Source organism: Vibrio sp. LaRot3 (assembly GCF_027587025.1).
GTDB lineage: Bacteria > Pseudomonadota > Gammaproteobacteria > Enterobacterales > Vibrionaceae > Vibrio.
The window spans coordinates 386859-401763 of record NZ_JAPPTI010000001.1; the positions used below are offsets into that span (position 1 = coordinate 386859).

General features: G+C 43.5%; 14 protein-coding genes. 11 read left to right on the top strand and 3 right to left on the bottom strand.

The features are described 5' to 3' along the window. Positions 1-38: 38 nt before the first annotated feature. From OH461_RS01915 to OH461_RS01925, 3 genes are all read left to right on the top strand, one after another. On the top strand, positions 39-368 hold the full coding sequence (locus OH461_RS01915; protein WP_006959389.1) for a YbaB/EbfC family nucleoid-associated protein: 330 nt from the start codon (positions 39-41) through the stop codon (positions 366-368). Between the two features lie 16 nt (positions 369-384). Continuing rightward, positions 385-984, top strand: a complete 600-nt coding sequence (gene recR, locus OH461_RS01920) for a recombination mediator RecR (protein WP_260258897.1) — start codon at positions 385-387, stop codon at positions 982-984. A 429-nt stretch (positions 985-1413) separates the two neighbouring features. Next, entirely contained in the window at positions 1414-3729 is a 2316-nt protein-coding gene (locus tag OH461_RS01925; RefSeq protein ID WP_270018957.1) for an immune inhibitor A domain-containing protein, read from the top strand. Between the two features lie 74 nt (positions 3730-3803). On the opposite strand, the gene OH461_RS01930 is transcribed toward OH461_RS01925, so the two are convergent. Continuing rightward, positions 3804-5063 (bottom strand): amino acid permease, encoded by a 1260-nt coding sequence (locus OH461_RS01930; protein WP_260259178.1) that lies wholly within the window; start codon positions 5061-5063, stop codon positions 3804-3806. Between the two features lie 315 nt (positions 5064-5378). Between OH461_RS01930 and OH461_RS01935 the strand changes: the two genes are divergently transcribed. Genes OH461_RS01935 through OH461_RS01945 form a run of 3 tightly spaced genes read left to right on the top strand, consistent with a single transcriptional unit; the run spans position 5379 to position 7728 of the window. Further along, positions 5379-5759, top strand: a complete 381-nt coding sequence (locus OH461_RS01935) for a RidA family protein (protein ID WP_270019837.1) — start codon at positions 5379-5381, stop codon at positions 5757-5759. A gap of 15 nt (positions 5760-5774) precedes the next feature. Next, a complete protein-coding gene (locus tag OH461_RS01940) occupies positions 5775-7052 on the top strand; it encodes an L-cysteine desulfidase family protein (protein ID WP_270018958.1) in 1278 nt (425 codons plus the stop codon). A 28-nt stretch (positions 7053-7080) separates the two neighbouring features. Continuing rightward, positions 7081-7728, top strand: a complete 648-nt coding sequence (locus tag OH461_RS01945) for a helix-turn-helix transcriptional regulator (RefSeq protein ID WP_270018959.1) — start codon at positions 7081-7083, stop codon at positions 7726-7728. Here OH461_RS01945 and OH461_RS01950 read toward each other — a convergent pair. Together OH461_RS01950 and OH461_RS01955 are read right to left on the bottom strand one after the other, a co-directional pair. Then, positions 7720-7968: a YkgJ family cysteine cluster protein gene (locus tag OH461_RS01950; protein WP_270018960.1), complete on the bottom strand. Its 249-nt coding sequence runs from the start codon at positions 7966-7968 to the stop codon at positions 7720-7722. The genes OH461_RS01945 and OH461_RS01950 overlap by 9 nt on opposite strands. Before the next feature lie 68 nt (positions 7969-8036). Continuing rightward, positions 8037-8288 (bottom strand): GlsB/YeaQ/YmgE family stress response membrane protein, encoded by a 252-nt coding sequence (locus tag OH461_RS01955; protein ID WP_270018961.1) that lies wholly within the window; start codon positions 8286-8288, stop codon positions 8037-8039. Positions 8289-8445: 157 nt separating this feature from the next. Here OH461_RS01955 and OH461_RS01960 point away from each other — a divergent pair, with 157 nt between their 5' ends. From OH461_RS01960 to OH461_RS01980, 5 genes are read left to right on the top strand one after another with little or no spacing between them, the layout of a single operon-like run. Continuing rightward, positions 8446-8898, top strand: coding sequence for a YcgN family cysteine cluster protein (locus tag OH461_RS01960; RefSeq protein WP_270018962.1), 453 nt, complete (start codon positions 8446-8448; stop codon positions 8896-8898). 56 nt (positions 8899-8954) lie between these two features. Further along, positions 8955-10544 carry a site-specific integrase gene (locus OH461_RS01965; RefSeq protein WP_270019838.1) on the top strand — a complete coding sequence of 530 codons (1590 nt, stop codon included), beginning with the start codon at positions 8955-8957 and terminating at the stop codon, positions 10542-10544. Next, positions 10541-12403: a hypothetical protein gene (locus OH461_RS01970; RefSeq protein ID WP_270018963.1), complete on the top strand. Its 1863-nt coding sequence runs from the start codon at positions 10541-10543 to the stop codon at positions 12401-12403. The genes OH461_RS01965 and OH461_RS01970 overlap by 4 nt, the downstream gene beginning before the upstream one ends. A gap of 3 nt (positions 12404-12406) precedes the next feature. Beyond that, positions 12407-14389, top strand: coding sequence for a hypothetical protein (locus tag OH461_RS01975; protein WP_270018964.1), 1983 nt, complete (start codon positions 12407-12409; stop codon positions 14387-14389). Continuing rightward, complete coding sequence (locus tag OH461_RS01980; protein WP_176312977.1) at positions 14386-14844, top strand: hypothetical protein; 459 nt, start codon at positions 14386-14388, stop codon at positions 14842-14844. Before OH461_RS01975 ends, OH461_RS01980 begins: the two co-directional genes overlap by 4 nt. Positions 14845-14905 lie beyond the last annotated feature (61 nt).

Sequence of the window (14905 nt, forward strand, 5' to 3'; positions counted from 1 at the left end):
CATCTAATAACGAAACAAGCTAACCCAGAGAGATAAACATGTTTGGTAAAGGCGGAATGGGCAACCTAATGAAGCAAGCCCAGCAAATGCAAGAGCGTATGCAAAAGCTTCAAGAAGAAATCGCTAATATGGAAGTAACTGGCGAGTCTGGTGCTGGCCTAGTTAAAGTGACTATCACTGGTAGCCACAGCGTGCGTCGCGTTGAGATCGATGAGAGCTTGATGGAAGACGACAAAGAGATGCTAGAAGACCTAATCGCAGCAGCATTTAACGATGCAGCTCGTCGTGTTGAAGAAACTCAAAAAGAGAAGATGGCTGGCGTAACTGGCGGTATGCAATTACCACCAGGTATGAAAATGCCGTTCTAATCGATAAGGTTAGTAAATGCGCACCAGTCATATGCTGGAGCAATTGATGGAGGCCTTACGTTGTCTACCTGGGGTTGGCCCCAAGTCGGCGCAGCGTATGGCCTTTCATTTGTTACAGCGGGATAGAAAAGGCGGTTTGCAATTGGCGGATGCTCTGAGTCAAGCAATGACAGAGATAGGCCACTGCAACGAATGCCGAACGTTTACTGAAGAAGAAACGTGTCATATTTGTACCAACCCTAAGCGTCAGGAAAATGGGCAAATTTGTGTGGTCGAAAGCCCAGCAGATATCGCGGCAGTCGAAGCGACGGGCCAGTATTCAGGGCGTTATTTCGTTCTTATGGGGCACTTGTCGCCGTTAGATGGCATTGGCCCTAGTGATATTGGCTTGGATGTGTTGGACTACCGTTTACGTCGAGGCGATGTTAAAGAAGTGATTCTTGCCACTAACCCAACCGTAGAAGGCGAAGCGACAGCGCACTATATTGCAGAGCTTTGTCATGAGCACCAAGTAGAGGCAAGTCGTATTGCTCATGGTGTTCCTGTTGGTGGGGAACTAGAGCTGGTGGACGGCACGACGTTATCACATTCTTTACTTGGTAGACATAAGATTTAGTGTCTTATTAAATATCTTTTTATAAATAAGCCCATCCTAGCAATGGGCTTATTTTTTATTAGAATAATAATAGTTTTATCTATTAATATTATTAACATAAATCGAATTATGTTGATAGTTTGAAATGGGTTCAAGAACGGATATTACGATATAATCGGCTATACATATTTGATTTTTATAATAATATTGAATTTTAAATCTGATGTATGTTGTTGTTTTTATTGAGATTGTTGTAAGTTTTTGTTTGTTTTGTGTGCAAGCGTTGTTTACGCGATTAACAGTGATTTTTATTGACTTGATATTAGACAAATAGTTTCAATTAGTTTATCAAAATAAATGAAATTGGAATTTATAAAGTATGCGGTCTTATATTTTCTTTTGTGTTTAATTTATATTTTAAATAATAAATATTTACAGAAAGGTTAATAAATGAAGAAACAAGGAAGAACCTTTACCCTTAAATTAGCGACCGTTTTAACGTCAGTATTACTGGGTAGCATCGGTGCGAGCGCTATGGCAGCACCAAAACAGCATCCTCACGTGGATTTTGGCGTCATTAACCAAGATCGTATGATTATGATGCTCAAGAAAACAGGAGTTATTCCAGCACAGGCAAATGAAACAGAGGCGGTTAAAGCCTTACATCAGTACCTTGCGATGACTCATACCCAGTTGCCAGAAAAAGGGCAATTGGCCAACTTAGAAGAAAAGCGCAATCAGCGCTTACTTTCTTTGATGGAAAGCCAACCACAGCAGCAAGTTGCTGCGCCGTACGCTTTGCCGGATTCAAACCAGCAATGGAATGGCCCAGTCACTCAAGACAAGATACTCGCTATTTTGATTGAGTTTCCCGATTACCCAGCGAATAAAGTTACCCCTGAAGAAACCTCAAATTATTATGAGGATTACGCGCCGAGCCATTATCAAGACATGCTATTTAACCGCGCTGGTTACGTAGGGAGCAATGGCGAGAATCTTATCTCTATGGTGCAGTTTTATGAGCAGCAGTCGGGTGGTTCATATACGCAAATCGGTGGTGTTGGCGGTTGGTATCAGGCCAAACATCCCGCTGCGTTTTATGGGGCACAACAAGGCTCTGCCCGAGATGTGAACGCACGTGATTTAGTTCGCGAAGCCCTGCTCGCTGCAGCGGCTGATCCAAACGTTGATTTGTCCGATTACGATTTAGAAGATCGTTACGATATTGACGGTGATGGAAACCTGCGCGAACCTGATGGCCTTATCGACCACATCATGATCTTCCACTCAGCGGTCGGTCAAGAAGCAGGTGGCGGTCATTTAGGCTCTGATGCGATTTGGTCTCACCGTTGGAATCTGGGTGGTGTATTCCCTATTAACGGTACATCTACACCAATTCCTAATTGGGGCGGTCAACTTGCTGCGTACGATTATACAATTCAGCCAATCGATGCTGCTGCCGGTGTTGCTGCGCACGAATATGGTCATGATTTAGGTTTACCCGATGAATACGACACCGTTTATGGTGAAGACGAATGGAACAGTGTTCCCGGAGAGCCAGTGTCATATTGGTCTATCATGTCGTCGGGTTCTTGGGCTGGGCTGATCCCGGGAACTGAGCCGACAGGGTTTAGTCCATGGGCAAGACAATTCCTGCAAAACTCTCTAGGGGGCAATTGGCTTCATGGTGAGGTGCTAGAATTTGCTGCGCTTAATAGTCAGCCACAAGTGGTGAAGCTAGACCAAGCGGCAGGAAAAGGGGGTAACCATGATTACCTTCGTATCAATTTGCCGCCTAAGAAAGTCACGTTGTCGGATGTTATTGGGACTCAGTCATTCTACTCGCAGCGAGGTGATAACCTAAACACTAACCTGAATGTGACGGTGCAAATTCCGAATGCCGCTAGTGCGACTTTAAACTTTAAGGTTAAGTACGACATCGAATCTGATTTTGATTTTGGCCGCGTTTTGGTAAATGGAACACCAATAGCAGGAAACATCACGACTACTCATGATCCACATGCAATTGGCTATGGTATCGGCTTTACTGGAACATCGGCAGATTGGGTAGATGCGAGCTTTGACTTGAGTGCTTTTGCCGGTCAAAACGTAACGATCAGTTTTAACTATTTAACCGATGGTGGCTATATTCAAAATGGTTTTTGGTTCGATGAGGTTCGCATCGTAGCTGATGGTCAAGAAGTGGCTTACTTCAATGGGGAAACTGTAGAACCAGAGCTCACTTTTGCAGGTATGGTGCTTAATGATGGGTCATTTGATTATGAGCATTACTACTTAGCTGAGTGGCGTCAGCATAAAGGTGTCGATAAAGGTTTAGCGCATATTAACCGTAATCAGCACATTATGAGTTTTGACCCGGGCTTGGTACTTTGGTATGTGGATACTTCGCACACAGATAACGGTGTATCTGGCCATCCGGGAGAAGGTTGGTTGGGTGTGGTGGATGCCGATAGAAACCCACAGGTGTGGGATGACGGTATACCAGCGACTTCGCGCTATCAAGTTCGTGATGCTGCCTTTAATACCGCGGTAGGAACACCAATTACCATGGTGGACAAACAAGGTCGAGTATTAACAGACCCATATGTAGTCGCGAACCCACAGTTTGCGGATTGGGAAGATTACTCGAACCCGACCAGACCAGCGACTGGCCGCTTAACGCCGCATTATGGCATTGTACTGGAAGTGGTTGATCAGGCGACTGATGGTAGCAGTGCAACGGTTAACGTTATGAAGATTTGGTAATCAATACGAAGAAGCCCGCTAGTGATAGCGGGCTTTTTATTATCCTGCACGGGGGTACAGGAGCATAAACTCGATTAGCTAAACGCTACGAATGGAGAGATACAAAGTAGAATACCTGTCGCAATGATTAGGTAGAGTGAAGCGCCTTTAAACTTATGTAGAGATGGCACTTGGTACACTAGGTACGCTGGGATCAAACAGCCAATTAGACCGAAGATAGGGCTACACACTGACGTGAAGCTTAGTACTGGAAGGTTCAGTACAATTGCGCCCCAAGACATTAGAATTGCGAATAGGATAATACCTTTAGTCACTAGATCTTTGTTGATGCTTTCTTCTGGCATCACTTTCTTAAGTGCTAGCATTGCTAGGCCTTGGCAAGAGTCGCGGAAACCTAAGTAAACGCCGAAGAATGCTGTCATTACTGAGAAGATGTTTAGCATTAGGCTCAGTAGTTTCAGCGTTGCACCGTCCATACCTTGAGCAACCATCGCTAGTGCAGAAATGTTCTCTTCAGCTGCTTTCACTGCTTGCTCATGTGACATTGCTAGAGTGAAAGAAATCGCGTAGAAGAATACGGTTACAAACAGGATGCCGAAAGCAATCTTCATTGCACGCATTGCTTTGAAGCGCGCTACTTCGATAGATTTTTCGCGAGAGCGGTATGAGATAACCATTGGGCTCAAGCTTTGAATAAATAAGATTGAAGTTAGTGTAAATGGCAGTAGTTCAATCGCATCTTTTAGGCCAGCACCCGTTTCTGGAATAGCGCCAACATTTGCAAAGTCCCATTTCTCAACCATCATGAAACCAAGCAGTGCAACGGTGAACAACTTAGTCAGCACAAGACCGGTACTGATCTTAAATAGGATCTTTTCACCGCGAGAAGCGATTGCCACCAACGCGACGACTAACGCTAGGCCATAGAATGGGTTTTCAGACAATAAGCCTTCGGTTACCCCAAAGCTTTGCAGGAATGATGCAGAGTCATTGTTGATTGCAGTGGAGTAAACAAATACCCAAATTACTAGCATGACAAAGTAAAGCACGCCGAGTAGAGCGCCCCACTTGTTGCCTAGGTAGCCTGAAATAACGCCCGCGTAATCTTGGCATTTTGGTGATGTAGAAAGAGTGTTGATGAAAAGACGTTGGAAAAGGTACATCGCAGGGTAGCCGATAACAGCCGAAGCTAAGAATACCCATAAGCCGAGCACACCGACTTTCACAGGTAAGAATACGATACCGGCACCAATTGCCATACCAATACTCATAATTACCCAGCCCCAGTCAGTGCTGTCTAATTTGATTGCTTGTTTCCACTCTTGCTCGCTCATGCCTGCTTTGATGTGCGGCGGCTCTTTGCCTAGAGGGAGGTTCTCTGTAGGTACATTCACGCTCATTTGTATTTTCTCGTGTAGTTATGAATTTTTCTCAAATCTAGTTGAGAGAATTTAATTGATCAATCAAATTAATCTGAGTTCATATAAATTTGAGAACTTGGCGATATTTTTCAAATTTTGATGAGAAATGGATCGTTTTTGTGATCTGTGTAGGTTGTTATCCTCGAATAAAGTTGAAAGAATGCAGGTGTGGCACGTTGTTGTGTTACGCAATTGTAGATAAATAACTAAAATATATGTGAGGAAATGATGAGAAAAGTGATCAATTCAGAGAAAGCTCCAGCTGCGATTGGCCCTTACTCTCACGGCACGTCATTTGGCGAGTTTATTTTTACGTCAGGTCAGTTACCGGTAAATAGTGAAACGGGGAAAGTGGTTGAAGGTGGCATTACAGCGCAAAGCCATCAGTCATTAGAGAACTTGAAAAATGTATTAGAAGCTGGCGGTGGCAGCATCGAAAGCGTACTGAAAACGACATGCTACCTAGCGAACATTGAAGACTTTGCTGAGTTTAACAAGGTGTATGCAGAGTTTTTCAAAACAGATTGCCCAGCGCGCAGCTGCTTTGCAGTAAAAGATCTGCCGCTTGGTGTACTAATTGAAGTTGAAGCGATCGCTTGTAAAGCGTAAGCACGGAGTTTGATCATGAAACAGCAGTGGCAACAATATATCCAAATCATTAAGCAAGTCGTTAAACCTGCTTTGGGATGTACCGAACCCATTGCTGCTGCTTATGCGGCAGCAGTAGCGAGTAAAGAACTTGGGAACAAAACCCCTGACCGTATTGAAGTGCGAGTGTCAGACAACCTGTACAAAAACTCGATGGGAGTTTATGTACCGGGAACAGGAAAAGTCGGCTTAAAGATCGCGTCGGCGGTGGGTGCTTTGGCAGGGAATCCTGAGGCAGAACTCGAAGTGCTGGCGAAAATCAATGCACAAGATGTTGCCGCTGCACAAGCTCTGATTGACCAAGACCGCGTGACGGTATCACGCATTGATACTCAAGAGTTTATCTACTGCAGCGTGACCATGACTGCTGGTGACGATACAGTAAGCATCACTATCAGTGGCGGTCATACAAATGTGATCAATAAAACGCTTAATGGTGAAGTGATTTTTGAAGCCGCTCAGGATCAACGTGTAGCAACGGCGTCTGTTTGTGAAGGCGTAAACATTTCAATCAAAGAGATTTATGACTTCGCGATGCAAGCGGAGTTTGAAGACATCCGCTTTATCTTACAAGCGGCTGAGCTGAATACTCAGTTAGCTCAAGAAGGGATTGTTCATGCCTATGGCTTGGAAATTGGCCGCACGCTGAAAACGAACATCGAGCAAGGCCTATTGGGTAATGACCTGATGAGCCGTATTCAAATGATGACATCAGCAGCTTCCGATGCACGTATGGGTGGCGCAACATTACCTGCAATGAGTAACTTTGGTAGCGGTAACCAAGGTATTGCTGCGACGATGCCAGTTGTGGTGGCAGCAGAAGTATTAAATAGCTCAGAAGATCAGTTAGCTCGCGCACTTATCATGAGCCATCTTGGTGCTATCTACATTAAATCTCATTACCCTCCGTTGTCTGCATTTTGTGGTAACACGGTAACCAGTGCCGCGGCGGCGATGGCGTTGGTTTACCTAGCGGGTGGTAGCTTTGAACAATCTTGTTTTGCGATTCAGAATGTCATCAGTGATAGCTCAGGCATGGTATGTGATGGTGCCAAATCGTCTTGTGCAATGAAAGTATGTACCTCATCAACCACTGCTGTACGCTCTTATTTGATGGCGATGAATAACCATTCAGTTCAAAATCAAGGTATAGTAGGCCAAGAAGTAGAGCAAACCATTAAAAACGTTGGCTCTATGGTAAGTTTAGGCATGGCATATACCGATAAATCAATTATCGATATTATGTCAGCGTAAAATCATTTAAACGCTAAGGTAAGGCACGTTGGAACTTAAAAAACTGACCAAAAGCGACCTCGATATCTTGAACTCTATGAGAAACGTCGTCGACGGTATCGCTCGAATGTATGGTGAATACACCGAAGTAGTATTGCATAGCTTAGATGCCGAGCTACCTAAGATAATAAAGATTGCTAATGGTCATGTTACCGAACGAGACGAAGGCGCGCCCATCACTAACTTAGCGTTAATGAAGCTGAAAGAGGGCAAGGATGTTTCCGACTCTTATTTAACTAAGACGAACTGCGGGAAGACCTTGCACTCTATTACTACTATCGTTAGAAACCCAAAGAATAAGCCGATTGGTTTATTGTGTATCAACGTAGATATGGGCGCACCAGTACATTCGTTTTTACGCGCTATCTTGCCACCAAACGGTGATTGCTGTAATGAAACCCCATCACCAGAAACGTTCGCACGTAATATTGATGAGACCATTGAAAGTACCATTGATACGGTGAAAGAAGAGGTGTGGAGCAACGATGCGATTTCACCATCAAAGCGTAACCGTGAGGTGGTCACAAGGCTACATGGCTTGGGTATCTTCAAGATCAAAGATGCAGTGTTAACCGTCGCTAATCAACTGGGTATTTCAAGAGATACTATCTACCTCTACTTGCGAGAGTTAGGTTAGCTGCTCTAGCTCAGTGATATTATCTATCGCTTGTTTGTTGGTAGTACCACACACTACTGGGCAAGGTTTAAACTCGTGGCAAACCTTAGGACGTTCTGGCTTACCAAACAACTTACACAAGTTTTCGTCGTTGAGTTGAATGCAGCGGACACCAGCAGGTTTTCCTTTTGGCATACCAGGAATGGCAGAAGAAATACTTGGTGCAATGCAGCATGCGCCGCATCCTAATCGACATTCCATAATAATAGCCCCCAGAAAACAAAGGGGGCTATTATCATGATTTTTGTTGAAATTGGAAGAGGCTACCCCTAGCCCTTCAAGAATCGGTTATAGACAAACAGCAGTACGAATGCACCAAGGGTAGCGGTAACAATGCTGCCAATGTTGATGCCATCAGCACCACCAAAGCCTAGTAAGCCACCTAAGAAACCACCAACAAATGCCCCCGCAATACCAAGCAACATAGTGGCTATCCAACCACCACCATCTTTACCCGGCATTAACCATTTGGCGAGTGCGCCAGCAATCAAACCAAGAATAATCCAAGAAATAATGCCCATGTTCTCTCCTTAATAGAGCTGGATACGTAGTAAGCATAGAACATGGTGAGCAGTTTGAGACTTGCACTTTGACAGTGACAAGAGTATAAATCGCACCCTTACAACAAAAGCTAAACTTAAAAGCTGACACGATTAAAAACACTGAAGTACTGAGTCTATGAGCGAACAATTCTGGCAAACGAAAACCCTAGAGCAAATGAGTGAGCAAGAGTGGGAATCTCTGTGCGATGGGTGTGGTAAATGTTGCCTACATAAACTTATGGATGAGGATACCGATGAGATTTACTACACCAATGTGGCGTGTAGCTTACTGAATAGTAAAACTTGCTCATGTAAAGATTACCCAAACCGCTTCAATTATGATGAAGAGTGCACCAAGCTCACTCGTGAAGACATCGAAGATTTTCAATGGTTACCTCATACCTGCGCTTACCGCTTGATGGCCAATGGTGAAGGTCTACCTGAGTGGCATCCACTCATTACCGGTTCAAAATCGGCTATGCACGCTGCAGGCGAAAGCGTGCGTAATAAAGTGGTGTACGAAATTGACGTGGTGAACTGGGAAGACCACATCCAAAACTTACCTGATAGACTAAAACCTCATAATTAACTTTCAAAGTTGAGAATGCTGTATATGCTGTTTGTATGTACAGTGTGGGGTTTTCTATGTCAGATAACGATATAAATCAGAAAAAGGTCATACGAAAAGAAGTAGAAATTTCGACTATCTCGAACTTCGTTTACGAGAAACCATTGGTGTCCATTGATGAGAATGGTGAACCTCAGGTTACATACCGTACCAATGGCAATAAGATCCCCATCAAGAAACTCCCTTTACTCCATATTGTTTGGTATGGCGACAAAAACAACCTAATCAGATACCAACCATTAGACATGGTCAATGAGTTTTTGTTGTCGAAAGCAATCGATGATGGTGTGCTTGAGCTTGGAACCGATGCACAGGGGCTTGCCCATTACTTCAGTTTTGTCTTAGACAAGCAGGTAGAGTGGGATGCTGAATACGATGAAGAGTACTTTGACCCTATCTATGATGACCCTCGCCCAGAATGGAATACTTTTCCTCGCAATAAACAGGAGCGATTAACCTATCAATATCGGGATGGCATAAAGCAACTCGCTATTGAGGGTATATTGGCTAAAACTACGGCTAGGCAATATATGAGCAGTGTCGTGGGTTTCTATAAACACTGTCTTCGCCAAGGCATCCGTTTTAATAATCCTCCCTTCCAGTTTGAGACAGTGAATATCCATTTCGAGGCGTCTGCATCCAGTATGAAAGCTTACCAACGTAAGCAGGTGCACACGACGGATATGCGGATTAAGTTTGCTAAGTCATCTCGCAGTGGCGGTACAAGTCTCAGCAACCTACGCCGTGACCTAAAACCGTTTACCAATAATGAATGGAACATCCTACAAACCATATTGATGAAATCCCGTAGGGTGGTTCGTCATTGCGAGAATAATAAACTGCATTCACTGCCGATTGAGTTTTGTCTGCACCCAATGATTTGCCGTTATACGGGGTTACGCCGTGAGGAAGCTGCAAGCCTTCATTTAGGGCAGATAGTTAACCCCGAAACCATGATTCAGGATGGCGAAGAAGTGTTCAAAAGGCCTGTGATGGATTTGGGTGTTGGTGATAAGTACCAATCACTCACAAAGACGGCTGAGGGTTTCGCAGAAAAGAATAAAAGCCGCGTTACCATTATCCCTGCCAAATTGATGAAGATGCTTTACGATTACTCGCAGTCTGACAGGTATCGAAAGCGCCTTGAGAAATTTAAGGCATGGTGCAGGGAGCAGGCAGGTAACACGCATTTTTTTGAGGGTGACGATGCGATTAATCCTGAGCTTGAGTACCTATTTATTACCCAGTCTGGGAAACCTATGTTTACGCGGCTACAAGACTTCACTGGCCGCTGGATCGAAATACGTAATACTGCGAATCTAACTCAAGGTCTTGACCTCCCGATTGTTGGCTCCATACATAATTTACGCTCGACGTTTGCCGTGAATATCTTCCGACACCTTTTAAATAAAAAGGATGAGTATGGCAACCCGTCAATCACACCTGATGAGGCATTGGATAGGGTGTCAGCGTTGCTTGGTCATGAAGATAGAGCGACGACGATAGAGTACCTGAAAATAGCACAGGATATGCCCTCCGCCGATGAAATCTACGAGGACGTTCTGGACTATATTGGCGCTTTTGATGATTTAGAGGATTCTTTATGATTCAAGGACGAAAACGCACCAAAATTACGTTAAAGAAGACTAGTACACCCATTATTCCATTACGCTTTGACGATATGGTGATTTTCTGCGGCAATGGAAATAAATCTTTTACTTACCGCTTGCGCTATCTTAACGTTCCGACAGTGAAACAAATTAAATCAGGAAATGGTGTATTGGCTAATCGGGATGATATCGTCAAGGAAATTCATCAAAGGTTTACTCTCTTACCTGAAGAACACTCAAAGCGAACTTATTTTTCTGGGCTTGTTGATTACTTCCGATACGTTGACAGCATTGGTTATCACGGTGACCTTTTCAGTAATACAGTCATGATTGATTGCATTAAGCATTTTAATCAATTGCGTGATAAAGGTCAGCAGGTATATAAAGTCCAAAATGTTAAAAGTAGCTTATCTATTTTCTTAAGGCTTTGGGGTAGAGAATCCGACCTTAATGCACTGCCAGAAATAGCACCTAGACATGCTTCGGCTAGTAAAGCGTTTCATTTGGAAACAGAGCTGAAACCATTATCGAAAGTATTGGTTAAAGGTGCGCATGCCTTTCAGGAAGCGATTGAGAAAAATGAGTTACTAGATATTCATCCGTTCTTTGATGAAGATCTGTTTTATGACCAAGCAAAGAGTCAGGGATGGACAAAGCAGCAAGTTGCAAATAAGAGATTAGGCTTTAATTCGTGTATGAGACCGGTGGCAGGAACAATAGAGAGGAGCCGACTGCCACTTGAGCGACTTCATCAACAGGTTTTTTATAATCAGGCATCACGCAATTGGTTTTTCGTGTTCTCAATGCTGACAGGTATGAATACATCGGTACTCGCTAAGGTGCGACATAAGGACGTTTCATTTAAAAATATTGGCAGTGGGCGCTTTGTTTTTGACGGTGAAAAGTTCAGGGCAGGCTATAAAGATTTGGATAATAGTTGTGGTTTTAGTAAGCGAACCAAAGAGTTGATTACTCGATGGCTTAAAACATCTAATTTGATGTACCAATCACTGGGTATCCCGCTGTCAAATGAGCTGCCACTCTGCCCTTTCTTTAGTGCGAATGGTGAGGTCTGGACTTTCAATATCAATGGTACGGGTATTGGTTGCATCAATTCACAGCTTGAGAAAATAATAGGGTTAAAGGTTACTACAAGTCGATTCAGGGCGACAAAGGCGGATGTGCTGATGCAAGTGACTGAGGATATTTTCCTTGTGTCACAGGGGCTGAACAATACTGTAAATGTTGTTCGTAAAAAGTATTCCAGTGGGGTTAAGGCAGACCATAATAATAATTTAAATGCTACGTTTGGCGCGATGAGTGCTATTGCCAAGGGAGAGAAGGTTGGTAAAGCTATTGAGAATGCAAAGGTGATGCACAGCGATATTTTGTCAGATTATGATTATAAGAATTTACGTAACCGTGCAAGCAAAAAACAACCATTAATGACAACACCCAGTGGCATCAAATGCGCAGGGGCAACACCAGAGAAGCTTATTGCTGAGGCGAGGCGCATGAAGCAATTGGGTATTGATTTTTCGGAAGATACAGGGCGTTGTACGGATTTTCTTTCTTGCTTTGATTGTGGCAGCCATAAATTGGTGGCATCAGAAGATGATATCTGGTTAATGCTGTCATTTTTAGAAAAAATTGAAGACCTCAAAGAGATGCTGGCAAGTAATTCGGTACCTAAGGATGAGTACTTCGTGGTGGAAGGCATGTTAAAAAAAGTCCTTCTCAGGCTGAAACAAAAAGCACCTAAAAACTACGTTCAAGCAAAACAAAAAGTGGATGACGGAGATTACCACCCGCTTTACCAAGACCGAGCCAGCGCTAGCCAATTTTTTAAGTGGTAATTTATGTCAGAACAGCTTATACATCTTCGCCAAGAACTAGCTGAAAATCCGTATGTGACGTTTGACACTGACGATAATGGCGTGTCTCGTGTCTTTGATTTAGAGTGGGACTTTCACGCCCTGAACCAAAACAAAAAAACATTCTCTTTTGGGCATATTAATGAAAAGTACCGCCACGATATTCAGTCTTACCTCTATGCACTGATGCAATGGCAAAAGAAGAACTCAAGCTCTGATTCACATGTAGCGGTTAGCTCGTTAATAAATTACAGAAATAAGTTAAACACCCTGGCAACACGCTGGGGAAAGAGTGAGTTTAGTTTACTCTCGAGCGAACGAGAATGGAAAAAGTGCACAAGGAAATTAGAAGGCGTTGGCTGTCTAAGTGTGTGCAGACACCTTGCTTCTATTATTAATGCACTGAATAAAGTAGGTCTTGTAACGCGTTATGTACATAAACGAGAGTATATCAATTGGGTAAAACCTGATGCTGGTGACGGTCAAGCAATTGCATTTCCTGAGGTTATCTACGTCAGTATTTTAAAGATCGTTGTTGAGTTTGTGGAAACCTATCACCCATATCGCTATCAAATTTCGGAAGCAATGGAAAAGCTTTACACGTATCAGGACGAAATATTCAATGCTGAGCTTAAAGCGCTAGGCATGAGTACCCTTACAACGAGGCAAATGAATACTTTATTAATGAAGGTACATAGAGTAACTAAGGAATGGCCTGAACGAACAGCTATTCCAAATTTCTCATTTAACCGCAAGGGAAATTGGTTGGGTAGATTGCTCAGAATGTGCTTTATCTGCTTGGGGTTATTCTCTGCTGCCCGAAAAGAAGAACTGCTCTCCATGAATAAAGATAGCTATGATGATTCACTTGCGGCTGTACCCAAAATCTCTGGGTTTTCTACAAAAGGAAATAAGGGCGAGAAGATTTATACAACGTGGAATACTGCTCCTATTGCAAAACTAGCACTGGATCTAGCTTTTGATGCCACGCAAGCCACGAGAAAGTATTCGTTAAAAAAACTGGATGACGGTTATCAAAACGGACAGTTAACTAAAGATCAATATAATGCTAAGAAAAAAGACCTTGAGAGTGCCTTTATTTCTCCCGAGATCCCTTATGCCAGTGACGGTTTAATGAATAAAACGTCACTAAAATATACGATTGAAGGGGCTAGTGATGCATTGAATATGAAAGAGTTCAACATTACTGCGACCGCAGAGGACGTTGATGAATTTGACCTTTTAAATCCAGAAAGAACTGGATGTTTAAACGTTGGAGGCGCTTTACCGAAGCTTAGCCCGCATGATTTACGGCGAAGTTTTGTAGTCTTTATGGTAAAGAACCGCCTAGGCAACGCACTAACTGTGAAATATCAGCTCAAACATCGCAATATAAATATGTCCAATTGGTACGCGAACTATTCCGAACTGGCGCGTACCAACCAGATGTTGATGGATACTCAGTTAATGAGTGATTTTGAGGAAGCCATTGAAAGTTCAGCGGTCGATGCATGGGATGAGATTTACAACGTATCAGATACCTTAAGTGGTGCTGAAGGCGAGCGCATAGCTCAAACTAAAGCCGAGCGACTAGCACAGGGTGAAGAAATAGTTATGTCCCGCAGTGAATTGCTCGCTTTGGTACGGTCTGGTGACAAATCCATTGTGTTGCTGCCTACAGGGGGATACTGCACCAACCGCAATTGTGAACGCCTTTGCTCACTGATGGACATTGTTGAAGCCCCCTGTGAGCATAAGATTATCACTGATAAAGCAGCCAAAAGGCTTTCAAGAGAGCGGGACAACCTCATAGCTTCATTCAGGGTAATCAATGACATGGGTGATTATGCCAATGAGTTGATTTTGGATGCCAGAAAAAAGAAGATTCAGTCTATTGAACCAACTCTAGTCAAGCACAACATTCCTTTTGATAACTTCAATGATGGCATTAAGGCGGTGTGGTCATGAAAGTAGAGTATAAGGCAACCTGTAAGGTCGAGGGGTTGCTTGTCAATGCATTTCAGCGCTTATTAGATGGTAAGCCGCTTCACGTTAAGCCGACGGGGAAGCTCACGTTAAACCGAATCAATAATGAAGCCCAGCTTGGCAATAGCTATGTCCATAAGTTCAAAGAGTTCGTGGCTTACGCTAAACCTGTTATCGACGAATACAACCTCAACCGCGATAAGGCGATGACGACAGGTTTAGATATTGAGCTGGATGTCCCGTTATCTGAGCTTGATAGGCTAAAGCACGAATTAAAAAAAGCTAATGAGCTTAAGGATAAATACAGGGTGCAACGAAACAATGCAGTTGAGGCCCGAAAACAGCTAGAGGCTGAAAATGCGAGGCTTCGCTTTAGGGTGTTTGACCTACAGCAAGAGCTGTTAGATGAAAATTCGGTTGTGACACCAATCAAGTAACGCGCTCTCACGTTCAAAGTGTAATGGGCCAGGATCGTAAATCGTTTCTGCCCCATTTCGC